Below are 24,561 nucleotides of genomic sequence, written 5' to 3'. Positions count from 1 at the left end.
TACACTGGTGAACCATGATTGACGCACGCAATACCGCTCTGGTGATTGAGGGCGGCGGAACACGCAATTCGTACACGGCGCCCGCGATCATGAAGCTGATCGAGGAAGAGGTGCAGTTCGGCTGGGTCGGCGGTGTCTCGGCCGGCGCGATCCACGCCATCAACCTCCTGTCCGGGGACGCGCAGCGCACCGAGGAGGCGTTCACGACGTTCATGGGCCACCCGAAGATCGGCGGTCTGCGTTCGCTCGCGCTCGGCCGTGGGCTGATGAATGCGGAGTTCATGTTCCAGGATCGCGGCGGGGAACTGCCGTTCAACCTCGACGCTTTCGTGGCCAACGAGACCCCGATCCACATCGAGGCCGTCCGCGCCGACACCGGCGAATCCGTCGCGTGGAAGAACGCCGACCTGCAGGACGAAGACACGATCAACCTGGTCATGCGCGCATCGTCCACCATGCCGATGCTCATGCCGATGGCGAAGATCGACGGTGTGCCGTACGTCGACGGCGCGCTCGGCGACGACGGTGGACTGCTGGTGGGCGCCGCTGAACGCGCAGGGTTCAGCAAACTACTTGTGCTGGCCACCAAGCCCCGCGACTATGTGCGCGAGCCGGTGAACCGCCCGGCCATGGTGCGCCGCATGTTCCCGAAATACCCCGAGGTCGCCCGCCGCACCATCGACCGCCCAGACGCGTACAACAAGGCCAAGGCGCGTATCGACGAGCTCGCCGCCGACGGACAGGCCTACGTCTTCTACCCGGAGCAGATGATGGTGGAGAACGCGGAGTTCAAGGTGCCGAAGCTGCAGAAGAATTTCGCGGCCGGCAAAGAGCAGTTCGACCGCGAATGGGGTGCGGTCAAGGAGTTCCTGGAGAACTAAACTCCGGTTCGTCCTAGAATCGTCCGCATGATTGATGCCACCGACACAGCTCTCGTCGTTGAAGGTGGCGGCATGCGTAACTCCTACACCGCGCCGGCAATCGTCCGATTGATTCAGGAAGATGTGCGTTTCGGGTGGGTCGGGGGAGTTTCGGCGGGCGCGGCGCACGCGTTCAACTACGCGTCGCGCGATGCTCACCGTGCGCGGGAATCGTTCACGAATTTCGTCGCGCACGAGAAATTCGGCGGCTGGGTCTCGCTGGCGCGCGGCAACGGTTATTTCAACGCCGAGTTCATCTACGAAGGGTCGAACGACATCATGCCGTTCGATTGGGAGACCTTCACCGCTAACCACGAAACCGAGATCCACATTGAGGCCGTGCGCGCGGACACCGGTCACACGGTCACATGGAACCGCAAGGACCTCGTCTCGGCCGAGCTCGTCGGGCAAGTCACCCGCGCATCGTCCACGCTGCCGAAAGTCATGCCCATGGGCACGATCGACGGCATCCCGTACGTCGACGGTGCGCTCGGGGTGTCGGGAGGATTGCTTATCGACGCCGCCCTTGCCGCCGGCTTCTCCAAATTCCTTGTCCTGGCCACGAAGGAACGGAGCTATGTCCGCCCTGACAACACCCGGCCGATCGCGACGCGCCGCCTGTTTCCGAAGCACCCGGCGGTCGCTGAAGCACTGATCGCCCGCCCGCCTCGCTACAACGCGTCGAAGGACAAGATCCTCGAGTTGGAAGAGCAGGGCCGCGCCAAGGTGTTCTTCCCCGAATCCATGAGCGTGGATGCCTCAGAGCGCAACGTGGTCAAGCTCAGCGCCAATTATCTGATGGGCAAGGCCCAGGTAGAGCGCGAATGGGACGAGTGGGTCGACTTCCTGGCGTGACATGGCTGTGACGCGATGCATATGGAATTTTGAAGAACAGGCTGTTGAGGCGGAAACCCCAGCGTGTGTCTTCAGGCAGAACACAAAGTCTGCTGCCAGAGACGTTAAGGGTCTTGTGCTCGGAGTTGACGGGCGTAGCGTGAGTTCCACCGCGGTAATCCCGACCAAGAATTCACGAGAATCCAACGACAGTCGACAACGACAGAAAGCGTGTGGAAATCATGAAGACCCAGCGACGAGCAAACACGACCGCAAAGGCATTCGCAGGTGCCGCGCTAGTCGGCGCGGCGCTGTTGACCCCGGGTACCGCAATGGCGCAGGAAGCTCCCGCCGACCATTGCGCACCGAACCCGAGCGCTCCTGAAATTGCGGAGGCCAACAAGCAGCTCAACGAGGAACACCAGACCGAACGCGGCGGGTGGAGCTACGCGGGCGGTTCGACCTTCAGCCCGTGCGCTGACCTGAGCTACGCCCTCACCAAGCAGGGCGGTCAGGGCAACGGCGCCGAGACCAATGTGCTGCTGCTGTTCCACAAGGGCCAGTACATCGGCATCGACTCCAATCACCCGCAGACCATCGAGCACATCACTCCGCACGAAGACGGCACGTTCACCGTCGTCTACCGCGACACCGAAGCCCAGATGGCTGCCGGCGCACCTAATGCGGATGCCGATAAGTTCACCACTGAGGTGACCTTCTTCTGGGACGGCGACAAGGTCGGCCACCACGGCAAGATCCCGAACGAGTCCCTTCCGGCGTTCTAAAAACTCTCATACCGCGGAGCAAAAACCGCCAGTGCATCGTTCACTGGCGGTTTTCGCGTGTCCCATTAGTCCGCGACGAGCGGCTCCATGGTCAGCTCCGGGTGTTCCTTCTCGATGAAGGCCAGTTTCCACTTGTCGCCGAACAGGGCGATGAGCTCGCCGTCGGTGCGTGTGAAGATTTCCACGCCGCGCTGGCGGCTCAGCTCCGGTACTGACGCTTCGTCCGTGCGACGGGCAACGGAGTAGGGGATCGGCTCGGTGACGGTCTCGACGTTGTACTCGTTTTCCATGCGGGCCTGCATGACCTCGAACTGCATGGGACCGACGGCGGCCATGACGGGGGCGGCGTCGCCGCGGGCGTCGTTACGCAGGATCTGTACGACGCCTTCCGCATCCAGCTGCTCAAGCGCCTTGCGGAATTGCTTGTACTTGCCCAAAGACTTCGCGCGCAGCGTGCGGAAGTGCTCGGGAGCGAACTGCGGCATCGGCGGGAACTGGACCTTCTTGCCGGCGTAGATCGTGTCGCCTGGGGCGAGTGCGCCGGCGTTGACCAGGCCGATGATATCGCCAGGGAAAGCCGTCTCTACCGTGTCGCGGTTGCGGCCGAAGACGGTGAGGGCGTATTTCGTCGAAAAGCTGCGGCCCGACTGGGCGTGAGTGACCTGCATACCGCGGTCGAATTCGCCGGAGACCACGCGCATGAATGCGAGGGTGTCGCGGTGGTTTTTGTCCATGCCCGCCTGGACCTTGAACACCACGCCCGAGAATTCGTCTCCCACCGAACGCTGCTCGTCCATGGCCGAGGTGGACGCTTCGATCGCCTTCGGGTCGGATGCACGGCCTTCCGGTGCTGGGGCGATGGCGCATAGCGTGTCCAGGATCTGGTGCACGCCGAAATTCAGCATCGCGGAGGCGAAGATTAGCGGGGACGTCACGCACTGCTCGAAGAGCTCCTGGTTGTGCACAGCGCCGTCGGCGGCGAGCAGCTCCGCCTCCTCAACGGCGGTCTCCCACGCATCCTCTTCGCGCTCAAGTGCCTGGTCCGGGGAGTATTCCTCCTCCGGGGCGATGGTGGAGCCGCCGGCGGTGCGGATGAAGTGGATGTACTTATCGGCCTCGCCGTCGCCGTTGACGTGCGCGAGGCCACGGAAGTCGCCCGCTTCGCCCACCGGCCAGTAGAGGGGAGTGGGCTGGAGATCGATCTCGGTGACGATCTCGTCGACAAGCTCGAGCGGTTCGCGCCCCACGCGGTCCCACTTGTTGATCACGGTGACGATCGGCAGCCCGCGCGCCTTACAGACACGGAAAAGCTTGAGGGTCTGCGGCTCGAGGCCTTTCGCGGCGTCGATGAGCATGACCGCCGCGTCGACGGCAGAGAGTACGCGGTAGGTGTCCTCGGAGAAGTCCGCGTGGCCGGGGGTGTCCACCAGGTTGATCACGTACGGATCCGTTTGCCCACTCTGCCGGGCTTGGTCCGGCAGATACTCGAACTGGAGAGCCGACGACGCAATCGAGATGCCGCGGTCTTTCTCCATCTCCATCCAGTCCGACACCGTGGACTTGCGGTTGCCCTTGCCGTGCACCGCGCCCGCCTCCGCAATGATGTGCGCGTGCAGCGCCAGTGCCTCCGTCAACGTCGACTTACCGGCGTCCGGGTGGGCGATGACGGCGAATGTGCGGCGGCGTGCGGCCTCGGAAACGGTGCTCATGACCTGTAGAGGGTAGTCGCTACAGCAAGGTCAGGGCTAACCAGCGCAGGACAGCACAATTCACTGGAATTCTTTCGACAATTCTTCGCGTTGAAGACATTAGTTGCTCGCGGAGAGCTTGATGGCCTTCATTAATGTGGGGTCGGGATTTGGTGACTTGTACACAACCGAGAGGAGACGTAATGAAGATCGGCGTGATCGTCGGATCCATCCGTAAAAGCCGCACCGCAGAGAAAGTGGCCGGCTGGATGAAAGAGAATATCGGCGAGCGGGAGGGCGCCGAGTACGAGTTCATCGACCTCGCGGATTACGATCTTCCGCTTTACGACGGCGCCGGGATGCCCATGCTCATGAATAAGCAGTACGACAACGATGAGGTGACCCGCTGGTCGCAGGCGATCGATGCCTGTGACGCGTTCATCTTCATCACGCCCGAGTACAACCACTCTGTCCCGGCCGCACTGAAGAACGCGGTGGACACTCTCGGCCCGGAGTGGGTGGGCAAGCCCATTGCCTTCGTCGGCTACGGAGGTGTTGGTGCGATCCGTGCGATCGAGCACTGGCGTCAGATCGCTGCGAATTTCCACATGCACGACATCCGCGAGCAGCTCGGCTTCATCCAGGCGATGGAAATGAAGGACGGCTTCAACCCGATGCCGAACCGAGCCAAAGAGCTCGCCGCGATGTGCGACCGCCTCGAGGCCGTCACCGGCTAACGGGAAATCCTGCAGGAAAACTCGACCTGGCGGTTGTGGTTGATGGCGACGAAATCTCCGGGCGCGACTGCAGGAGGCGTGTTCACCTTGATGGTGGAGAAGCGGGGCGTGGCGTGCCGTATCGGCACCGGTTTAAGCCGCAACGCCCACGGCCCATGGCCCTCGATGGCGACGACCTGGTGGGCACCCTGCCGGTGCGCGTAGTGCAGTCTCGCGAGACGACGGATGAAGGTGAACAAACCTTTGCGGCGAAATAGCGGCGCGATCCAGATCCATGCGATCACGACGGTCAGCGCAAGCAGGACCGTGAGCACGAGAGTCCATTTCATCGAGGGCACGGTTATACCGACGAGGATCCCGTTCGCTGCCACGATGAGCGGCATGGTCAACCATTGCACCGGCCATCCCTGGCTAAACGCATAGGTGGGGAGGAAAGCCGCGAACCAGGTGACAATGCTGATTGCGAAACGGACCATCAATCCGGTGTCGCCGTCGAAATATATCCGCTGAGTGTCGAGGCGGACCTCGTTTGTCGAGAGGAAGACTACGACGTAAACCAACGTCCAGACGAGGAAGCCGTTGCCGAGGATTTTCGAAGCGGTTTGGTACCGCTTCCAGCCCTTGCCGACGTCGGCGATGAGTTCGTGGTCGGGTCTCATTAGGTCTCCTACCGAGAAAGTGTTTCAGCGATTTCAACGTGGCCATCGCGGTTGACTGCGACGAAATCACCCGGGGCAATGCGTGGGGGCGAGGGGAACCTGACAGCGGAGAAGCGTGGCGCGTCTTTCGGCGACGGCACTGGCTGCAGCCGAAGCATCCACGGGCCGTAGCCCTGTATGGCCAGGACCTGATGCATGCCTTGCCGGTGCTCGGCCCGGAGCCGGACCACCTGACGGATGAACGAGTACAACCCGGCTCGTCTATGCAGGGGAATCAATAGCAGGTAGCTGATTGTGAATATCACGGCGAGGGTCGCGGTCAGGATCAACCCCCACATAAGAGAGTTGGTGCTGAAGCACGCGAGGGGCGCGCTTGCAACGACTATGCCCGGAATGACGACCCAGGGCCTTGGCCATCCCAGAGTGAAAGCAATGCAGGCGAATATCACCAACCATGTCAACACGAAGCACACTATCGCTCGTGCAAAGAGGACGGGGTCGCCGTCGACGTAGAATGCTCTGTTTTCAAGCCGGACGCCACTGAGCAGGAGGAACAATAGAAAGGATAATCCGCACCACGGAACGACGGACCATTCCAAGAACGTGGCTGCCGTCTTGTACCGCTTCCAGCCCTTGCCGACGTCAGCGATGAGTTCGTGGTCGGGCAACATAGCATTTCCTTTCCGGCATGCGAGCAGTGGAAAACAGTTTAGGGTGGAAAGGGATTGTCCACCGGCTGAATGGAGCGCACGAGAATGGACGTGCAGATATTGGCGCAGTCGGACAACGACGTGCCGTTGATCTCACCTCTTGTACTGGTCGCAGTCTTATTTCTGGTGGCGCTGTTGCTTAGCGGTGTGTCGGCGATGAGGGCAAGCTACAAAGAGACGGCAGTGGGCAAGGCTTTCGCGGACACGCACGGGCAGCGCGCGGGGGCGTTGATCGCCGAGACCGACAGGCTGATCCGCGGACTCCAATCGCCGCTCCTGCCGCCCAATGCTTGGGCTGATTGGGAGGTGGCAAAGCAGGAATACGCACAGAATCCGTGGTCGACCGAGGCGATTGAGAAGATCTACGCCGCCTCCGAAAATGTCCGCTACCTGACGGGGATTGAGGGCGGGGACGAGCGGTGTCGTCGTCAGGCAATCAACGAGCTGATGACTGAGGCGCGCACGCGCAACGCCCAACCTGTGTTCCGCGATATCGCGGCATTACGCGGGCGGGAGGCCGCGCCCACCTTCATTGAGGAATATGTCCGCGTAGTTCATTCCGTCGGCCGGTTTTCGACACGGTTTATCGACGACAAGGCGCCGGTGTCGATCACGAACCGGGAATTCCGTCCGGCCGCCGGTGTGGGCGGGTTTGAGCCAGCAGGCGCGGTCTGGAATAGAAGTGGGAAATACGGGGCCAAGTCGTTGGTCGACCCTGACGATCTGCTGCTTTCGTGCTCGGAAGCGCAGGTCTACCGCCGCTTTCGCAAGGGAGTGCTGTGATGATGCAGGCCGCTATTGGCTGGGATGCCGTTTTCGTGTGCGGAGTGTTCCTCATCATCGGCATCATCGTGACGATCAAGCAACGGAACTCGAGTGCCAGCAGGGTCTCACGCATGGGCTTGGAGCGATACGTCGAGCCCATTATCCCGCGGGACGACGTCTTTTATCGCCGCGCCGTAGATTCGATTCCCGCGACCGACCGGATGATCCACCACCTCCGCTCGCCCCTGGCGGCTGGAATGGTCGAGGAGTGGAACAAAATGAAGGAGGAGTTCGCGCCACTGCCAGAAAGCAATCGGACCGGCAAGGTGACAAGAGCGATGCGCACGGCGCGGCGGATCGACAGAATGTCGCGGCGCGTCGCTGTGCTGGCCGCGGCTGAGAACGGCGACGAAGATGCACGCCTGACTATTGTGGACGACCTACTCGAGGACCTGTTCTTCGCCTACGAAACATGCACGCTGGACGACGAAAAGCGGGTGCCGATCCGCGACGGGATCGCCGCAGTCACGCGACGCGCTAGGGCGTTGAAAGGCGACCTCGCATCGCCCCAGTTCTTCCAGCATTTCATGGGCATCTGCTCCCAATACGCTGCTGTCATGCGAGATGCGCGGCCTGTTCTATTCAGATCCATCATGAAAGCCATCGACGAAACGCCGCCGGTATTTAGCGAAGAGTTGTGGGTCTTCGGTACAGGCATCGATGGTCTCGTGCCGTGGATGCACGCCTATGCGGTCAACGAGTACGTCGATTACCGTAACGACGACTAACGCGCGTGGATCTCGTTCTGCGCGCGCTGCAGACCTTCTTCGACCACGAGGCGTGCGGCGTCGGCGGCAGTGGCGATCTGCGCATCGAGCCCCTCATCGTCGACGGGGCTGAGCACCCACTCGGGAACAGGCGTGCCCTTCGGCGGGCGTCCGATGCCGATGCGCACGCGGATATAGTCGCGGGTGCCTAGCTGCTCAGTAAGGGACTTCAGGCCGTTGTGGCCGTTCTCGTTCCCGCCCTGTTTGATGCGGACTTTCTCGGCGGGCAGGTCGAGCTCGTCGTGGAGAACAATGATGCGCTCAGGCGGAATCCCGAGCTTCTCCGCCACCGGGGCAATTCCCTCGCCACTGAGGTTCATGAAGGTCGTCGACCGCAGCGCAAGAGCAGGCGTGTCCGGCACCATCACGCCCTGGGCTTTGAAGGAGGGAAGGGGGCGGAGGGGCGCGTCGATAAGCGCATCTTGCGCCATGTAGCCCACGTTGTGGCGGGTGGCGGCGTATTTCGCGCCGGGGTTGCCCAAGCCGACGATGAGCCATTCGGTGTCGAGGTCGAGTGTGTGCTGGCGGGGTGCGAAAAGAGCGCGTAATTTGTCGAACACGCAGCCCAGTGTAAGTGACGGCTTCGCTAGAGTGGCCACCATGCCACCTGAACTTCCCGCCCGTCTGCCCCGCGTGATCGCCGCCCCCATGGCCGGCGGTCCAAGCACTCCCGAGCTGGTCAATTCCGTCAGCTTTGGTTTCCTCGCATGGGGAACGTGCTCAATCGACCGCGCGCGCGAAGAGCTTTCGCTTATCGACGAACCCTTCGGCATCAATCTCTTCTACCCGCAGCGAGATGAACCGCGCACCGAGGATCTCAAGGCGATCGCCTCTGAGCTCGGCGCAGAGATTCCTGAGCCGGATTACACCTTCGGCTTCCACGAGAAGCTCGACCTTGCGCTTGACGACGGGCGTGCGGCGATCATTTCGTGCACCTTCGGCTGCTTCACTGAGGCAGAGTTCAAGCGCATTCACGATGCGGGCATCCAGGCGTGGGTGACCGTGACCAATGAGGTCGACGCGCTCAAGGCAGCTGAACTCGGCGCTGACGGTGTCATCGTGCAGGGCCCGAAAGCCGGTGGCCACCGCTCCACGTGGACGATCACTGAAGAGCCCGATGAGCGCGACATAGAGCAGCTGCTCAGCGGCATTTTCCGCCACGTCAACATCCCGATCATCGCCGCTGGCGGAGCCCGCACGCCCGAGGATGTCGAGCGCCTCATCGAGTGGGGCGCGAATTCTGTCGCCTGCGGCAGCGCGTTCTTGCTTGCCGACGAAGCCGGCACCTCCGCGACCAACCGCGACGTTCTGCGCGCTGGTGGGACATCCGTGTCCACCCGCGCTTTTTCCGGGCGCTACGCCCGTGGCGTGGAAACCCGGTTCACCCGCGAGCACGACGATCTTCCGCCCCTATACCCGCAGCTCAACGCCATGCAGAAGCCGCTGCGCAGCAACCCCGACCACGGCTACTGCCTCGTCGGCGAGGATTTCACTGGGAAACTCCAGGAGGGGCCCGCCGCGGAGATCGAGGCGAAGCTGCTGGGGCGCTAACGGCGCGCTACGAGATGGCGGCGATGAGCTCGTCAGCGGCGTCGGCAAGCGTGATGGGCAGCTCGACGGTTTCCTGCTTGGAAAATGGCTTGAGCACGTAGTCCGCGGGGGCCTGGCGGCCGGGTGGGCGGCCGATGCCGACGGCGAGGCGGTTGTAATTCGGGGTGCCTAGTGACTTGGTCACGGACTTCAACCCGTTGTGGCCGTGGTCGCCGCCGCCGAGACGGAGCTTGATCTGCCCGAAGTCGAGATCGAGTTCGTCGTAGACGACATAAATACTGTCAGGTTTAACGCCGTAGTAGCTGGCGAGGGCTTTAACGGGGCCGCCGGAGACATTCATGAACCCGCGGGTGCGGGCGAGAATCGTGCGCCGATCGGTGAGACGGCCGGCCGTGAGCTCAGCGACCTCCGTGTTCGTCTTCTTGTGCACGCTCAGCTGCGCCGGCATTGGCGTTGCGCGGTCCAGGAGTTCCTCGATGACCATCACTCCCGCATTGTGGCGGGTCTGCGTGTAAATCGTGCCGGGATTGCCCAAGCCGACGATGAGGACGGGTGAAGAATCAGAAGTCACAGGACCCAAGTCTACTTTCGGATCTCAACCACGTTGCGGCCTACGATGCGCGGGCGCGCAATCCGTCGAGGAACATATCGATGAGTTCTTGCTGGACCTGCGACGCGTGGGCGTTGATGAGCTTCGAATTCGGCAGCGGGCGGGAGGCGATGGCGAGCGCGATGTGGAATTCGAGAGGCTCCAGATCTGCTGGGTACAGGCCCGCTTTCTTTGCCTGAGTGATCAGCGGTTCATAGGCGCTGCGGATCTCCTCTGCGCGATTCTCAATGATGCGTTGGATGCCTGAGATCTGCTCGAATTCCGAGAACAGCGTCTGCCCGAGCAGCGCCAGTTTCAATTCGGCGATGGCGTGAATCGCACCACTCCACGCTTTTTCAGGAGCTTCTTCAAAGAGGGGAAGGTGCTCGCTGATGACGGTCTCGATGTCCTGGACGGCGTTGGCGCCGATGGCGTCGAGAAGCGTGATGCGGTCGGGGAAGTGCCTGCTCACTGAGGCAATTCCGACACCGGCCTCCTTGGCGATCGCGCGCATCGACACGTTTCCGCCGTGTTCGACGAAAAGGGTTCGGGCGGCGGTGACGATCGCTTCACGGTTGTCGGCAGCATCCTGTCTCATGCTTGCATCATACCAAACGGAACACTATGATCCGTTTACGCAAGTGGAACAGGGTGTTCCGAATCGGTTTAAGGAGGAGCCTGAATATGACTACGGCAGTGAAAGAAGAACAAGGAAGGTCGCATGCGGCGAAAGCGGCGGGGGTGATACTCGGCATCCCCGTCATCATCGGGCTGATGCTCTTCGCGTTCCTCGCGCCGACCTTCGCGTCGGGCCCGTCCGGGGTTCCGGTCGCCGTCAGCGCGCCGGAGCCGATGGTGGAGCAGCTGACGCAAGGCATCGAGCAGAAAACGGGCGACGAAGCGCCGGAGATCACCGTGATGGAAAACGCCGATGAAGTGCGAAATGCTGTGCTTGAACGGGAGGCGGTCGGCGGTCTCGCCGTGACTCCGGAAGGCGCCACTGCATTCACAGCTTCAGGTAACGGCGTGCCGTACGCGCAGCTTATCGACGGCATCGCCGGCTCCCTTGAAGCCCAAGGCATGAGTGTCGAGCGCACTGACCTCGCACCGACATCCCAGGATGATCCGCAGGCGACGGGTCTCGCGCTGCTGGGTCTTCCGCTCGCATTCGGCGGCATCATCTCCGCGGTCATCGCCACGTTCCTCTTCCGCGGCACTCGGTGGACGAAGATCGGGGTTCTCACTGGCATCGCAGTGCTGGGCGGTCTCGTGGCTACATGGATGCTGCACTCGGTCTACGGAACGTTGACGGGCAGCTTCGGCATGGAGTGGCTCGCTATCTCTGCCGGTATCTTGGCGACCTCGATGCTCACTGCCGGACTCGGTGCGCTCATTGGTGCTCCCGGCGTCGGGATCGGCGCTGTCTTGACGATCTTCCTGGCGAATCCGCTGTCCGGCTTGTCGACGGGGCCGTGGCTCCTGCCTGCGGGATGGTCCACCCTGGGGCAGTGGATGCCGATCGGCGCGACCGGCCACCTCGTGCGCTCCCTGTCGTTTTTCGACGGCAACGGCGCAGGATCCGCCTGGTGGGTCCTGGCGCTGTGGATTGTGGCGGGGCTGGTGCTGCTTTTCGCGGCCCGTCCAAAGCAGCAGAGCTAAAACTGTAAAAAAAGAAACGGCCGGCAACCCCGCAGCGGGGTTGCCGGCCGTTTAGCCATTGGCGCCGAGAAGCGATTTACTCCTCGGAGTCGCCCTCGCCCTCAGCCGGTGCCTCGTCCTCGGACTCGGCGCCAGCCTCAGCGCCGCCTTCCTCAGCCTCTTCAGCAGCGGCCTCGACCTCTTCGTCAACCTGCTCAAAGGTGACGTTGATGGCCAGGTACTCCGGATCGGTGACGAGCTCGGCACCCTCCGGCAGCGGCAGATCGCCGGCGAAGATCTGGTCGCCGATCTCCTTGCCCTCGATGGACACGGTGATCTCGTCCGGAATGTTCAGGGCGTCGACCTCGATCTCGACAACGTCGATCTCCTGCAGGACCACAGCGTCCGGGGCAGCCTCGCCCTCGTAGACGACCGGGACCTCGACGGTGACCTTCTCGCCGCGCTTGACGCCGAAGAGGTCGATGTGGTCGATGTTCAGGGTCAGGACGTTCTGGTCGACGTGCTTGACCATCGCGAGGTGCTTGTCGCCGTCAACCTCGAGCTCGAGAATGGCGTTGGTGCCGTCGTTGCGCACGAGAGCGGTGATCTCGAGGATGTCCACGTGGAAGTGGAGGTTGTCCTCGCCGTTGCTGTACAGGACGCCCGGGACGCGGCCAGCGGCACGCAGACGGCGGGCGGAGCCCTTGCCGAACTCGTCGCGGTTCTCAGCCTGGATAGTCGGGAACTTATTCGCCATGATGCTTTCTCCTTCTAGTGATGCTTAGGTTCGATGAGCCACAGAAAAAGCCTGCGGCCACGTGTGCTCGTCGAGTGACCGCAGGCTTTCGGGAGAAAAGTCTGTGATGATTCATCGCGTCGATAACGGCCCTGCTTGCGCGTATCCGTGCAAGTGGGGTCCCTCGCCGAGACAGGTCACGAGATTAGCAGACCGGGCGGGGCCGGACCAAACCTAGCGTTGCCAGATGAAATGTCCGGTGCGCTGCAGGTGTTCGTTGCCGGGGTCCAGCGGGATATCGGCGCGCTCCCGGATGCTGAGAGAGACGGCGAGTCCGATGACGCTCGCGCCGACCAGGTAGCCGGTGATGCCCCACGACGAGCCTGTGGCCTCGAAGATCCACGAGGCGATGAACGGGGCGAAAGCGCCGCCGAGAATCGCACCGATGGCGTAGGTGATCGACGTGCCCGACGCGCGGACAGAGGCGGGGAAGAGCTCCGCGTACAGCGCCGCGATCTGACCGTAGGTGAAGCCGAGTGCCAGCGCGAGGAAGATCAGAGCGGCGTAGATCTTTCCCATGTCCGCCGTGTTCACCAGTGGGAAGAGGAAGACAGCGGCGATGATCTGGATGACGAAGCCACCGACGAGGGTGGTCTTCCGTCCGATCCGGTCGGAAAGCCAGCCGGTGAAGAATGTGGAGACCATCCACACCGCGCCGGCGACGGTGACGGCGAAGAGGATCGGCCCGCGTTCCATGGCCATTCCGTCCGGGTTGGTGGTGTAGTTCTGGATGTACCCGCCGGTGGTCATGTACCCGAGCACGCTGTTCGCGGCGAAGAGGAGTGCACCGGCGGCGACGACAGGGAAGTAGTTCCGGAACAAGGTGCCGACGGGGTTAGCGGCTTGGCCTGCAGTGATCTCCGTCATTTCCTCGTAGACCGGGGATTCGTCCACGCCCTTTCGCACCCACCAGCCGAGCAGCACCAGCAGGGCAGAGAAGAGGAAGGGCACGCGCCAGCCCCACTCGAGGAAGGCGTCGCCCGGGGCGATGATATTCATCAGGTACAGCGCCCCGGACGACAGCAGCAGGCCAGCCGGGGCACCGATCTGCGGGCCCGCGCCGAAAAGCCCGCGCTTGCCGGCCGGGGCGTGCTCGACGGCCAGCAGGACCGCCGAGCCCCACTCGCCACCGGCGGAAATGCCCTGTACTAGGCGCAGAAGGACCAGCAGAACGGGGGAGAGGACACCGATCGTCTCGTAGGTGGGGAGCAGGCCGATCAGGGTCGTGGCGCCGCCCATTGCCAGCAGCGTCACCATGAGCACCGCGCGGCGGCCGAGCTTGTCGGCGAAGTGCCCCGCCAAAAACGCGCCGAGCGGGCGGAAGAGGAACGATAACCCGACGGTGAGGAATGCCACCAAGGTGCCGCCGGCCGGACCCAGCGGGGCGAACATCGCGGCCTTGAACACCAGTCCGGCGGTGGCGGCGTAAAGGAAGAAGTCGTACCACTCGATGGCAGTGCCCACCGTCGTGGCTGCCACCACGCGGCGGCGTTCGGAGGTGAGGGAGGGGTCGTCGATAAGCGGTGCGGTTGCTACTTTCGGCGCTGAAACCATGTTTGCGAAGTTTATGCGATTGCGCGCGCACACCGCTCAAAAACGAGAAAACCTACTCCAGGATGCCTATTCACAAGGTCGGCGCGACGGGGCGGTTACGCGGTCGGCGGTGAATAGGTGCCCTGGAGTAGGTACCTGGAAAAACGCTAGGCCTGGCCCTCGAAGAGGGTGGTGACCGAGCCGTTCTCGAAAATCTCGTGGATCGTGCGCGCGAGCAGCGGGGCGATGGACAAAACGGTGAGGTTGCTCCAGCCTTCGGTGGACTGCGGCAGGGTGTCGGTGGTGATGACCTCCTCCGCGCCGCAGTTGGACAGACGCTCGCGGGCCGGGTCAGAGAAGACGCCGTGGGTGGTGGCGATGACCACGGAGCGAGCGCCGGCGTCCTTGAGCACGCCGACCGCGCCGGCGATGGTGCCGCCGGTGTCGATCATGTCGTCGAGCAGCACGCAGTCCTTGCCCTCCACGTCGCCGACGACGCGGTTGGAGACGACCTTGTTGGCCGCGTCGATGTCGCGGGTCTTGTGCACGAAGGCCATCGGTGCGTCGCCGAGCGTGTTGGCCCACTTCTCAGCGGTCTTCACACGGCCGGCGTCGGGGGAGACCACGACGAGGTTGTCCAGAGGGTACTTGGACTTGATGTAGTCCGTCAGGATCGGCATCGCGTGCATGTGGTCGACCGGGCCGTCGAAGAAGCCCTGGATCTGGTCCGTGTGCAGGTCGACGGAGACGATGCGGTCCGCGCCAGCGGCAGTGAGCAGGTCCGCGACGAGGCGCGCGGAAATCGGCTCGCGGCCGCGGTGCTTCTTGTCCTGGCGCGCGTACGGGTAGAACGGCAGGATCGCGGTGATGCGCTTGGCGGAGCCGCGCTTGAGCGCGTCGATCATGATGAGCTGCTCCATCAGCCACTTGTTCAGCGGCTGTGTGTGGGACTGCATGACGAAGCAGTCGGCGCCGCGGACGGACTCGTCGAAGCGGATGAAGATCTCGCCGTTGGCGAAGTCGCGTGCGGTGGTGGGCACGAGGTCGATGCCCAGCTCCTCGGCGACCTTCTCGGCCAGGTCCGGGTGGGCGCGGCCGGTGAAGACCTTGAGGTCCTTGTGGCTTTCGACTTTCTTACCGGTCATTGGTGGTGTCACCTTTCAGTTCACTCTCGCGTGCGCGCTGGGCAGCATCGGCCGCGTCCGTGCCGGGGCGGTTCTTTTCCACCCAGCCTTCGATGTTGCGCTGGTGTCCCTCCTTGACAGCAAGGGCGCCTGCGGGCACATCTTTAGTGACCACTGTACCCGCGCCGGTGTACGCCCCATCGCCGACGGTGACGGGAGCGACGAACATGGTGTCTGAGCCGGTACGGCAGTGGTCGCCGATGGTGGTGTGGTGCTTGTTCACGCCGTCGTAGTTCACGAAGACGCTGGACGCGCCGATATTGGATTCGCAGCCGACGGTGGCGTCGCCGATGTAGGTCAGGTGGGGGACCTTGGAGCCGTCGCCGATCTGGGCGTTCTTCGCCTCCACGAAGCCGCCGAGCTTGCCGCGGGCGCCGAGCTTCGTGCCCGGGCGGATGTAAGTGAACGGGCCGACGGTGGCTTCCGCGCCGACGACCCCGAGCTCGCCGTGGGTGCGCACGACGGAGGCGCGTTCGCCGACCTCGAAATCAGTCAGGGTGGTGTCGGGGCCGATGACGGCGCCATCGCCGATGACGGTGGAGCCCCACAGCTGAGTATTCGGGTGGATGATCACGTCCTTGCCGATCTCCACGTCGACGCCGATCCAGGTGGTGTCCGGGTCGACGACGGTGGCGCCGCCGCGCATGGCGCGCTCGACGAGGCGGCGGTTGAGCTCCTTGCCGGCAGCGGCAAGCTGGACGCGGTCGTTGACACCGGCGAGCTCGCGTGCGTCCGGAGCGGTGAAGGCGGTGACGGTGCGGCCGTCGCTCACCGCGATGCCGAGCACGTCGGTGATGTACAGCTCGCCCTGCGCATTATCGGAGTTGATGCGGGTCAGCGCCTCGCGGAGCACAGCGCCGTCGAATGCGAACACGCCGGAGTTGACCTCGGTGACGGCGCGCTGTTCGTCGTCGGCGTCTTTCTCCTCGACGATTTCGCGCACGTTGCCATCAAAGTCGCGGATGATGCGCCCGTAGCCCGTCGGGTCATCGAATTCGAGGGACAGCACGGTCACAGCAGCTTTCGCGCTTTCATGCTTATCGACGAGCGCCTCCAGCGTCTCCGTCTGCAGCAGCGGCACGTCGCCGTTGGTGACCACGACTGTGCCGTCGAAATCCGGGATGGCGCCCAGGCCGATCTGCACCGCGTGGCCGGTGCCGTTTTGCTCTTCCTGGACGGCCTGGAGGATGGAGATCTGAATGTCCTCGGCGATCGCGTCGACAGCCGGGGAGACCTGGTCGCGCTGGTGCCCGACGACTGCGACGAGGTGGGCAGGCGTGAGTCCCGCCGCCGCATGCAGCGAGTGGGACAGAAGACTGCGCCCGCCGATTTCGTGGAGGGTCTTTTGCGTCGTCGACTTCATGCGGGTTCCGGCGCCGGCGGCTAGGACGACGACGGCGCACTCGGAATGGGTTGCCACGCTTGGGTTCTCCTTAAAGATTCCGGGATTTTTCGTGGACCAGCTTAACGCCTAGTCCGCTCCGGCAGAGACATCACGCAGATTCCACGCTCCGACGACGCCGATATAGCCGATGACTGCGAGAAATATCAGGGCAGCTTGCGTGCCAAAGCTGGCCACGACGGAAGACACCGCGCCCACGACCAGCAAGACGATGCCCATGACTGTGTTGGAGACACCGGTGATCAGTGTGCGGTTGTCGCCGGTGGCCATGTCCACCAAGTAGGTCTTGCGGCTCACGCGCACCGTCGTGTGGGCGAGGTTGACCAAAAAGAAGCCGGCGGGCATGACCCACGCGTTGATATCGGCCGGCGCGAAACGTGCGCTGAGCACCAGCAGAACCAGCACGGTCGAGGCCGCGCCGGCCGCCCATCCCATCGCGTTCTTGGAGGATTTATCCGACCATCTGCCGGAGACACGCCCGCCGAGCAATGCCGCGCCGCCGGAGGCGATGATGAACGCGCCCAGGCCGGTCAGGTCCGAGCCCTGTTCTTGGGCGAGCACGACGATGAACGGCGTCGACAATGCAGTGACGAGCATCAGTGAGCGCACCACGAGGAATTTCTGCAGATCCTTATCTCCGGTGACCAGCGACCACATTTCGTTGAAGCCATGGCTGGCTGCGTTGTCGTCCGGATCGGATTCCGGTTCTTTGATTCCGGTGAAGACCAGCGAGGCGAATGCCCACGTGGACGCACCGACACCGAGCAGCAGCACGAGGATCCAGCGCGGGAGGTCGTTCGGCAGGAATGTCAGAGCCAAACCGACCGCCAGGGTGAATCCGCCGCCGAGCGCCGTTGCACGCCCGGTGATATCGCCGCGATGCCCCTTCGAGATCGTGCGTCCCTGCACATCCTTGACGGCGATCGAACAGATCGCGCGGAAGGTCGCCTGGATCCCTAGGAGAACCAGCACGGCGATACCGAGTGCGGCACCATTCAAGAACATGGCCGCCACCGCGATGAGCGCCGCCGCGATGAACTGTCCCCACGAACCGATCAACCACACTTTCTTGCGGGAGGCAGCCGATGTCACCCACGGACTGAGCGCGAATTGGGGGAGCATCGAGCCGGACTCGCGGATCGGAACCAGAAACGATGTGAAGGCAGCGGGAACGCCCGCGGCGGTGAACAACCACGGCAGCACGGTCTTCGGCGCAACGACCTGGTCGCCGATATTTTGCAGGCCGTTCGACCATATGAACCGGCGCGCGTTGTGCTCTTCATGCGGCATGGGGGAAGACATAACTCGGATAGTAGGGTCGAATCAGTACACCAGCGAACTGGGAAGGCAGTGAAGCCAATGAGTGGTACGAAAGATTCGACACGACCGTTGCCGATTCCGCCGCTGTACGAAGGAACGCTCAAGGGCAATGTGCGCAGCTTCGAGCTGACAGCCCAGGAGGGCGAGTACGAGATCCTGCCGGGCACCACGACGAAGACGTGGGGTGTCAACGGCCCGTTCCTCGGCCCGACGCTGTACATGCGCCGCGGCGAGAAAATCGACATGACGGTGCGCAACGAGCTGCCCGAAGCCACTGTTCTCCACTGGCACGGTCTGCATCTGCCTGTCACCGCCGACGGTGGGCCAGCGCTCATGTTCGACCCCGGTAAGTCGTGGTCGCCGTCGTGGACCGTCGAGCAGCCAGAGTCGACATGCTGGTACCACCCGCATCCGCACGGCAAGTCCGCCATTCACGCCTACCGCGGGCTCGTCGGGTGCATCGTGCTTGACGACGATGCCGCCTCGTCCATCCCCGGCCTGCCCCACGAGTACGGGGTGGACGACATCCCCCTGATCATCAGGGACGCCAATTTCGACGACGACGGTCAATTCGATGCTGACAACGGTTGGCTCGGTGACACCCTGATCGTCAACGGGATCACCAACCCCCGCTTTGAACCGACCACCCGCCGGTTGCGCTTGCGCATTCTGAACGGTTCGACGATGCGCTTTTTGCACCTGTCCCTGGGCGTTCCCTTCACGATCGTGGCGACCGACCAGGGCCTGCTCGATTCCCCGGTCACAGCTGAGTCGATCACGCTGACCTCCGGCGAGCGCGTGGAGATCGTCGTGGATCTGCAACCAGGCACGGACCTAGTGCTGCGCAGCGGAGAACTGCCGAACTACGCGGGCCTACCGGATGAGGACACCGCAGACACATTCGGAGTTACCGACACCTTCGATGTCCTCCAGATCGCCGCGCCGCCGGAGGAAGCCCCGGCTTACCCGGACCTTCCAGATACCCTCGTTGAATTCGCAGAACCGGAGCCTGCCACGAAAACCCGCGAGTTCCGCCTGAAAGACATGGAAATCAACGGCAAGAAGATGGACATGTCCCGCGTCGACGAGGTCGTGGATCACCGCGGCCCGGAGATCTGGCGAGTCACCAACGAAAACCCCGACAAGCTGCACAACTTCCATATCCACAACGCGAGGTTCCTCGTGCAAGAAGTCGAGGGCGGCACCATCGACTTCACGGCTGGTTGGCACGACACGATCGACGTGCCTCCTGGAGCGACCGTCACGTTGCTGGTGGAGATGGGCTACTACCCGGACCCGAGCCTGGCGTACATGTACCACTGCCACATGCTCAACCACGAGGACCACGGAATGATGGGCCAATACGTCATTGTCGAACCGGGTCAGCAGCCGAATTTGCGCACCGAGAGTTAGAAACGGAGAACTAGAGTGCAAAGGGAATTTGGACGACGGACCTTCTTCAAAGGCATGCTTCTCGCCACCGCGGCGACAGCTGCCGCGTGCGCGGGACCGGGCGGAGTCCGCTTCCGGCAGACGACTCCGGAGGGCGCGAAAGAAGACTACCGCGACCTTCCTATTCCGGAGCTCTACGAAGGTGAGCTCGATGGACACACGCGTAAATTCGAGCTTACCGCGCAGACTGGCCAGGCGGAGATCCTCCCCGGCACAACGACCGACACGTGGGGCTTCAACGGGGCGTGGCTCGGCCCGACGCTGTACATGCGTCGCGGCGAGCACATTGAAATGACAGTGCGTAACGACGTCACCGAGCCCACTGTCGTCCACTGGCACGGACTCCACCTGCCCGCGGCTGCCGACGGTGGGCCTGCGCTCATGTTCGACCCCGGCGAGAGCTGGGAGCCGTCGTGGGACGTGGATCAACCAGCTGCGACGTGCTGGTACCACCCGCACCCGCATAATGTCTCCGGCTTGCATGCCTACCGCGGTCTCGCTGGCGGCATTGTCGTCGCTGACGATGAATCTGACGCGCTCGACTTGCCCCGTGAATACGGTGTCGACGACATTCCCGTCATCATCACCGACGCGAAATTCCGTCAAAGCGGCAGCCTCGACGAGACCTTCGACCCCGACTACGGGTTACTGGGGGACACGCCGGTGATCAATGGCATCACCAAGCCTCAGTTCACGGCGACCACGCGCCGGGTGCGCCTGCGCCTCGTCAACGGCACGACGATGCGCTTCCACCACCTTGTCGTGGGAAAGCCCTTCCACGTCATCGCCACCGACCAAGGCTTGCTGGACAAACCGGTCGAAGTCGACGGCATTCTGCTCAGCCCCGGCGAGCGTGCCGAGATCCTCGTTGACCTCGAGCCCGGCGAGGAGCTCATGCTGCGCAGCGACGGCGTCCCCGACGGCGGCGGCCTACCCAAAGAAGATGCCGCCAACGGATTCGGTCTCCGCGACACCTTCGACCTGCTGAAGATCACCGGGCCAGAAGACAATGCCCCGCAGGTGGGGGAGGTGCCGGGGGAGCTGGTGGGCGTCGATAAGCCTGATGCCTCTGGTGCTGTCGAGCGTGAGTTCGCGCTGAGCGGATTCGAGATCAACGGACAGACGATGGATATGGAGCGTGTCGACATCGTCATCGACCACGACGGCCCCGAAATCTGGCGGGTGACCAACGAGAACGCCGACTGGCCGCACAATTTCCACATCCACAACGCGCGGTTCATGGTCGAATCCGTCGAGGGTGGCGACGTGGCGTTCACCGCCGGCTGGCACGACACGATTCATGTCCCGCCGATGTCGACTGTGACCCTGCTCGTCGAATTCGGGCACTACCCGGATCCGAGCCTGGCGTACATGTACCACTGCCACATGCTCTACCACGAGGACCAGGGAATGATGGGCCAATATGTCATCGTCGAACCGGGCCAGCAGCCCGCGCTTGGGAAGCACGAGCACTAGAGTTTTCGCAGCGCACCGCCACCAAAACTAGTTTATTCTGGCCGCATGGCTACCTTCGAAGAAGACTACACCGGCAAGAACATCCGCTTCACCCATGACGACAAGGAATACACCGGCCGCCTGAACCGTCAGGAGCGCTTCAGCGACGACGAAGACGACATCTGGATCGACCTTCCGGAAGGCGACAACATTCGTCTCCGTCTGCGCCGCAACACCAACCTGGACCTGCTCGACTAGAGCCTCAATAAACAAAGGCTCAGCCTCCACTGGGGCTGAGCCTTTCTTGTTTTATTCCGGTGTGCAGTCGCTGTCCGGCGTGTACACCGTGTACGTGGTTCGCGATTCAGCGGCGAAGAGACGGATATGCAGGATGTTGCCGTTCGCCCCTTCGAGGTCCCAATTGTGGATCGCCCACTCGCCCGACTCCTCGACAGTCGGCTCGTGGCCTGGGACGATATCGTCGAAATCGTCGCCCGGTCTCCATGCGTGGATCGGCTGGTTCTCGAAATAGGCGCTACCGTCCTCCCGAACGATCGCCGTGATCACGTCGTTGTCCAGATAGACTGTCGCATCCTCGAAACCATGCTTCGAATACGTCGCGGTGGTGCACCCCTCGACGTCGATGTCTGCCGGTTCAACCGAACCGGAATCGAGGCCTTTGCCGAACGCCTCGTCCTGGTTCATGCCGATGGTCAGGTCCCCGTAGCCCCACGGCGTCATGCTGCCCATTTCTCGGGCCCCCGTGGACAGCGGTCCCTCCTCGGCGTCCTTGTCGGACTTCTCCTCAGTTTTGCTGTTGCCGTACGCTCCGTCGGTGAACTCGCGGTAGAAGTCCAGCGCTGGTCCGGAACGAGCCAGGCCGATCTCGCCTTCGATGTCGTCCCACTCTGTGGCGGTGTAGGTGAGCTTGCCGGTGAGCGTCTCGTCGGCGGAGGTGAATTCCGCCTCGCCCTTCTTCTCGTCGCCTCCGGTGAAGTGCCACGTGCCGCCGCTTTCGCAGTCACCGACGGTGATCTTCTCTGTCTTAGTCACGTTGTCGACGTGCTCGAGCACGCCGTAGCAGCCGCGCTCCGGGTAGGTCACGGTGAACACGTTGGCCTCGCGGGAGCCGCGGAAGATGGCCTTCTCGGTGCGCTTGTTCCCCGAGTCGTCCTTATCGGTCCATTCGATGGTGGCGAGCTCGCGGACGCCGTCGTCAGGGAATTCGATGCCGTCGGGCCCGGCGTCGGGGGCGTTCGGGTTCAAGCCGACCTCGCCGGCATTATTCTCCATCGGGGTCTGAGGCAGCTCCGCGGAAGAGCTGGCGCCGTCGGGGGTGGTGTAGGAAACCTCCATGGCGTCCTCGTCGCCCTTCGGCTCGAAGGTCCATTCGGTGCCGTTGTCGCCGTCACCGTGGACGATCTCTTCGCTGTAGGTGTTGTCGCCGGTCCGGGTGAGCTTTGAGTGACGCTTCAGAGTGGGGGAGGTCAGCTCGCCGGTCTCGCCGCCGTCGTGGAAGCGGACGACTAAAACGACGGGGACGGCGTCGTCGATAAGCCCATCTGCTTTGTCGATGGTGCCGCTGAAACGCGACTCGTTGAACGGCTGAGCGATGTCGTCGCTCGAGCCGAATAGGCCGCTGCGCTTCGCGATCACACCACCAATCACCGCGAGAATCAAAAGCAGAACAGCCAGAACGGCAAACAGAATTTTGTTGGTGCGTGACACGGGGGAAATGAGGTCTTTCTAGTCGGTCGAGGTCAGGTGAGCATCAGTGCGGCTGGCACCCTGCACGGTGTAGCTGACATCCATGCCGTCGTCTGCGGGGATGAATGTCCACGTGACATTCTTGACCCCGTGCTCGAGGATCGGCGCCTCGGAGTAAATCCGTTTCTTATTCGTCTGCTTCTTGTCCACGTCGACCCGCAGCGCCCTGCTGTCCCGACCCGTGGTGAGCGTGGTGCTGTTCTCCGTGAACGTCACGCCGATCTTCGTATTCTCTCCGTCCGCGCCGGGCGGCCATTTGATCATGCCTTCGTAGTTGCCGATGAACTCATCCGGGACCTCGGCCGGGTCGTCGGAGGAATCGCCCTCGTCCTTTTCGTCCTTGTCGTCGGCCTTGTCGCCCTTGTCTTTGTCCTTCTCGTCTTTATCGTCGTCCTTCTCGTCGGACTCGTCTTCCTTGTCGACCTGCTCGTTGTCGCTCTTCTCTTCTTCTTGCTGCTCTTGGGTCGCGGCTGTCTCTTCTTTCGCCTTGGGCGAATCGTCGGCATCCTGGCCGCGCGCCGCGAACACGACGAGTGCCACTAGGGTGCCCAGGATGAGCAGCAGGATGATGAGGATGGTCAGGAGGGTCTTGTTACGTGTTGTCATAATCACTCGCAAACGATCAATTTGTCGATGAATTCTTCGGGGGCATCCATGTCGCGGAGCTTATCTGGATCGTGGCACTGATGGCGGGTTTCACTCGTCCGTCCATCCCTTTCCAGCACTTCCCACTTTCCGTCAACGAAGTGGAAATCGCCGATGACATCCGAGCCCGAGACACCCGCTACGGCCCAGGTCCCGTCGCAGTAAACAACCGTCGTGGATTCGGCTTCCCATCCTTCGACGAGGTCGGCAAACTCAGACGGATCGCAGGAGCCTTTCGCCTCGGTCGCAGTGTCGCCGTCGCCGCCAGTGAAGGAGCGGTAGAAGTCCAGGACCGGCCCGGAGCGAGCGATACCGATCTCGCCGTCGATGGTCTCCCACTCGCTGTGGCTGAAGTTAAAAGAGCCGGTGAGTTTTCCGTCGGCGGAGGTGTATTCAGCCGAGCCGCCACTGGCATCGCCTCCAGTGAATTTCCAAGTGCCGCCGCTTTCGCAGTCGCCGACGGTGATGTTTTCTACTCGGATATTTGGATCGGTGCTTTCGACGGTGCCGTAGCAGCCGCGTCCGGGGTAGGTCACGGTGTGGACCGTGGCGTCGTGAGAGATGCGGAAGATGACCTCGTTGGAGATGTTCTTCGACGGGTCGTCGGCGTGAACCAACTCGATGGTCCCGGTACTGCGCGCGGATTGGTCAGGGAATTCAATCCCGTCGGGCTCGGCGCCGGCGACCTCGGGGTTGATGCCGACCTCGCCGGAGGTCTCCTCCGGGTCGGTCTGGGGGAGTTCGGCAGACGCGGTAGCGCCGTTTGGGGTGGTGTAGGAGACGTCCATGGTGTCGTTCTCGCCAGGCTCGAAGGTCCACTCGATGCCGCTGTCGCCAGCGTCGACATCCTCGCCGTGAACGATGTCCTCACGGTAGGTGTAGTCGTCGGTCCGGGTCAGGGTGGAGTGGCGCTTCAAGGTGGGGGAGGTCAGTTCGCCGGTCTCGCCGCCATCGTGGAAGCGGACGACTAAGACGACGGGGACGGGGTCGGCGGCGTCGATAAGCCCTTCTGCTTTCTCGATCGTGCCGGAATAGCGCGTCTCGTTGTACGGCTGGGCGATGTCGTCGTTCGAGCCGAACAGGCCGCTGCGCGCGACGATGGCACCGCCGATGACCGCCGCAATGAGAAGCAGCACAGCGAGGACTGCAAGGAGGATCTTGTTAGTCTTCGCCACAGGTTTAGGGTAGCTGGCTCACACCTTGCGCACACGAAGACGGAGGGGAATTCGTCTCGCGCGAGCCATGCGGTAAGCTTTTGACCGTCTTTCCCCATGGTGTAATTGGCAACACTACGGTTTTTGGTA

Annotated in this window: 25 protein-coding genes; 11 read left to right on the top strand and 14 right to left on the bottom strand. The window is 62.8% G+C overall.

Annotated elements, in window-relative coordinates; genetic code table 11:
* Positions 1 to 14 precede the first annotated feature (14 nt).
* The 3 genes from J5Y21_RS04200 to J5Y21_RS04190 all read left to right on the top strand — a co-directional run bounded on the left by J5Y21_RS04200 (position 15) and on the right by J5Y21_RS04190 (position 2,539).
* Positions 15 to 881: a patatin family protein gene (locus J5Y21_RS04200; protein WP_210573142.1), complete on the top strand. Its 867-nt coding sequence runs from the start codon at positions 15 to 17 to the stop codon at positions 879 to 881.
* A gap of 27 nt (positions 882 to 908) precedes the next feature.
* Positions 909 to 1,775: a patatin family protein gene (locus tag J5Y21_RS04195; RefSeq protein ID WP_210573140.1), complete on the top strand. Its 867-nt coding sequence runs from the start codon at positions 909 to 911 to the stop codon at positions 1,773 to 1,775.
* A 221-nt stretch (positions 1,776 to 1,996) separates the two neighbouring features.
* Positions 1,997 to 2,539 carry an LppP/LprE family lipoprotein gene (locus tag J5Y21_RS04190; RefSeq protein WP_210573138.1) on the top strand — a complete coding sequence of 181 codons (543 nt, stop codon included), beginning with the start codon at positions 1,997 to 1,999 and terminating at the stop codon, positions 2,537 to 2,539.
* A gap of 65 nt (positions 2,540 to 2,604) precedes the next feature.
* On the opposite strand, the gene J5Y21_RS04185 is transcribed toward J5Y21_RS04190, so the two are convergent.
* Positions 2,605 to 4,248 (bottom strand): peptide chain release factor 3, encoded by a 1,644-nt coding sequence (locus J5Y21_RS04185; RefSeq protein ID WP_210573136.1) that lies wholly within the window; start codon positions 4,246 to 4,248, stop codon positions 2,605 to 2,607.
* A gap of 182 nt (positions 4,249 to 4,430) precedes the next feature.
* On the opposite strand from J5Y21_RS04185, the gene J5Y21_RS04180 reads away from it, so the two are divergent.
* On the top strand, positions 4,431 to 4,964 hold the full coding sequence (locus J5Y21_RS04180; protein ID WP_210573134.1) for an NAD(P)H-dependent oxidoreductase: 534 nt from the start codon (positions 4,431 to 4,433) through the stop codon (positions 4,962 to 4,964).
* Here J5Y21_RS04180 and J5Y21_RS04175 read toward each other — a convergent pair.
* Both J5Y21_RS04175 and J5Y21_RS04170 read right to left on the bottom strand, forming a co-directional pair.
* Positions 4,961 to 5,623 (bottom strand): hypothetical protein, encoded by a 663-nt coding sequence (locus tag J5Y21_RS04175; RefSeq protein WP_210573132.1) that lies wholly within the window; start codon positions 5,621 to 5,623, stop codon positions 4,961 to 4,963. The genes J5Y21_RS04180 and J5Y21_RS04175 overlap by 4 nt on opposite strands.
* An 8-nt stretch (positions 5,624 to 5,631) precedes the next feature.
* Positions 5,632 to 6,294, bottom strand: a complete 663-nt coding sequence (locus J5Y21_RS04170; protein WP_210573131.1) for a hypothetical protein — start codon at positions 6,292 to 6,294, stop codon at positions 5,632 to 5,634.
* Between the two features lie 84 nt (positions 6,295 to 6,378).
* On the opposite strand from J5Y21_RS04170, the gene J5Y21_RS04165 reads away from it, so the two are divergent.
* Positions 6,379 to 7,116, top strand: coding sequence for a hypothetical protein (locus J5Y21_RS04165; protein WP_210573129.1), 738 nt, complete (start codon positions 6,379 to 6,381; stop codon positions 7,114 to 7,116).
* Positions 7,116 to 7,886, top strand: a complete 771-nt coding sequence (locus tag J5Y21_RS04160; protein ID WP_210573127.1) for a hypothetical protein — start codon at positions 7,116 to 7,118, stop codon at positions 7,884 to 7,886. The genes J5Y21_RS04165 and J5Y21_RS04160 overlap by 1 nt, the downstream gene beginning before the upstream one ends.
* Here the strand turns inward: J5Y21_RS04160 and pth (J5Y21_RS04155) are convergent.
* The gene (pth, locus tag J5Y21_RS04155) at positions 7,883 to 8,485 is read right to left on the bottom strand and encodes an aminoacyl-tRNA hydrolase (RefSeq protein WP_349236932.1); all 603 of its coding nucleotides are present in this window, start codon (positions 8,483 to 8,485) and stop codon (positions 7,883 to 7,885) included. The genes J5Y21_RS04160 and pth (J5Y21_RS04155) overlap by 4 nt on opposite strands.
* Positions 8,486 to 8,525: 40 nt before the next feature.
* Here pth (J5Y21_RS04155) and J5Y21_RS04150 point away from each other — a divergent pair, with 40 nt between their 5' ends.
* Positions 8,526 to 9,476, top strand: coding sequence for a nitronate monooxygenase (locus J5Y21_RS04150; RefSeq protein WP_210573124.1), 951 nt, complete (start codon positions 8,526 to 8,528; stop codon positions 9,474 to 9,476).
* A gap of 7 nt (positions 9,477 to 9,483) precedes the next feature.
* On the opposite strand, the gene pth (J5Y21_RS04145) is transcribed toward J5Y21_RS04150, so the two are convergent.
* On the bottom strand, positions 9,484 to 10,047 hold the full coding sequence (pth, locus tag J5Y21_RS04145) for an aminoacyl-tRNA hydrolase (protein WP_349236931.1): 564 nt from the start codon (positions 10,045 to 10,047) through the stop codon (positions 9,484 to 9,486).
* Positions 10,048 to 10,087: 40 nt separating this feature from the next.
* Positions 10,088 to 10,663 (bottom strand): TetR/AcrR family transcriptional regulator, encoded by a 576-nt coding sequence (locus J5Y21_RS04140; protein WP_210573120.1) that lies wholly within the window; start codon positions 10,661 to 10,663, stop codon positions 10,088 to 10,090.
* Between the two features lie 86 nt (positions 10,664 to 10,749).
* On the opposite strand from J5Y21_RS04140, the gene J5Y21_RS04135 reads away from it, so the two are divergent.
* Complete coding sequence (locus J5Y21_RS04135; RefSeq protein ID WP_210573118.1) at positions 10,750 to 11,724, top strand: ABC transporter permease; 975 nt, start codon at positions 10,750 to 10,752, stop codon at positions 11,722 to 11,724.
* A 76-nt stretch (positions 11,725 to 11,800) separates the two neighbouring features.
* Here the strand turns inward: J5Y21_RS04135 and J5Y21_RS04130 are convergent, their stop codons facing one another.
* The 5 genes from J5Y21_RS04130 to J5Y21_RS04110 all read right to left on the bottom strand — a co-directional run bounded on the left by J5Y21_RS04130 (position 11,801) and on the right by J5Y21_RS04110 (position 17,920).
* Complete coding sequence (locus tag J5Y21_RS04130) at positions 11,801 to 12,460, bottom strand: 50S ribosomal protein L25/general stress protein Ctc (protein ID WP_210573116.1); 660 nt, start codon at positions 12,458 to 12,460, stop codon at positions 11,801 to 11,803.
* 213 nt (positions 12,461 to 12,673) lie between these two features.
* The gene (locus J5Y21_RS04125; RefSeq protein ID WP_210573113.1) at positions 12,674 to 14,053 is read right to left on the bottom strand and encodes an MFS transporter; all 1,380 of its coding nucleotides are present in this window, start codon (positions 14,051 to 14,053) and stop codon (positions 12,674 to 12,676) included.
* Positions 14,054 to 14,199: 146 nt separating this feature from the next.
* Positions 14,200 to 15,177 carry a ribose-phosphate diphosphokinase gene (locus J5Y21_RS04120; protein ID WP_210573111.1) on the bottom strand — a complete coding sequence of 326 codons (978 nt, stop codon included), beginning with the start codon at positions 15,175 to 15,177 and terminating at the stop codon, positions 14,200 to 14,202.
* A complete protein-coding gene (gene glmU, locus J5Y21_RS04115; RefSeq protein WP_210573109.1) occupies positions 15,167 to 16,636 on the bottom strand; it encodes a bifunctional UDP-N-acetylglucosamine diphosphorylase/glucosamine-1-phosphate N-acetyltransferase GlmU in 1,470 nt (489 codons plus the stop codon). Before glmU ends, J5Y21_RS04120 begins: the two co-directional genes overlap by 11 nt.
* A gap of 51 nt (positions 16,637 to 16,687) precedes the next feature.
* Entirely contained in the window at positions 16,688 to 17,920 is a 1,233-nt protein-coding gene (locus J5Y21_RS04110; RefSeq protein WP_210573107.1) for an MFS transporter, read from the bottom strand.
* A 57-nt stretch (positions 17,921 to 17,977) separates the two neighbouring features.
* On the opposite strand from J5Y21_RS04110, the gene J5Y21_RS04105 reads away from it, so the two are divergent.
* Genes J5Y21_RS04105 through J5Y21_RS04095 form a run of 3 tightly spaced genes read left to right on the top strand, consistent with a single transcriptional unit; the run spans position 17,978 to position 21,103 of the window.
* Positions 17,978 to 19,351, top strand: a complete 1,374-nt coding sequence (locus tag J5Y21_RS04105; protein ID WP_246874936.1) for a multicopper oxidase domain-containing protein — start codon at positions 17,978 to 17,980, stop codon at positions 19,349 to 19,351.
* Between the two features lie 54 nt (positions 19,352 to 19,405).
* Positions 19,406 to 20,866 (top strand): multicopper oxidase domain-containing protein, encoded by a 1,461-nt coding sequence (locus J5Y21_RS04100; protein WP_210573102.1) that lies wholly within the window; start codon positions 19,406 to 19,408, stop codon positions 20,864 to 20,866.
* A 45-nt stretch (positions 20,867 to 20,911) separates the two neighbouring features.
* Complete coding sequence (locus J5Y21_RS04095) at positions 20,912 to 21,103, top strand: hypothetical protein (protein ID WP_210573100.1); 192 nt, start codon at positions 20,912 to 20,914, stop codon at positions 21,101 to 21,103.
* Positions 21,104 to 21,154: 51 nt separating this feature from the next.
* Here J5Y21_RS04095 and J5Y21_RS04090 read toward each other — a convergent pair whose 3' ends face one another.
* The 3 genes from J5Y21_RS04090 to J5Y21_RS04080 are packed head-to-tail and all read right to left on the bottom strand — an operon-like array spanning position 21,155 to position 24,432.
* Complete coding sequence (locus J5Y21_RS04090) at positions 21,155 to 22,573, bottom strand: hypothetical protein (protein WP_210573098.1); 1,419 nt, start codon at positions 22,571 to 22,573, stop codon at positions 21,155 to 21,157.
* A gap of 18 nt (positions 22,574 to 22,591) precedes the next feature.
* Positions 22,592 to 23,218 (bottom strand): hypothetical protein, encoded by a 627-nt coding sequence (locus J5Y21_RS04085; RefSeq protein WP_210573097.1) that lies wholly within the window; start codon positions 23,216 to 23,218, stop codon positions 22,592 to 22,594.
* 2 nt (positions 23,219 to 23,220) lie between these two features.
* Entirely contained in the window at positions 23,221 to 24,432 is a 1,212-nt protein-coding gene (locus J5Y21_RS04080) for a hypothetical protein (protein ID WP_210573096.1), read from the bottom strand.
* Positions 24,433 to 24,561 lie beyond the last annotated feature (129 nt).

Origin of the sequence: Corynebacterium sp. Marseille-P3884 (assembly GCF_017942225.1) — a bacterium.
Classification (GTDB): Bacteria; Actinomycetota; Actinomycetes; order Mycobacteriales; family Mycobacteriaceae; genus Corynebacterium.
Note: the sequence above shows the minus strand (reverse complement) of the source record. Positions and strands in the feature narration are given on the sequence as shown.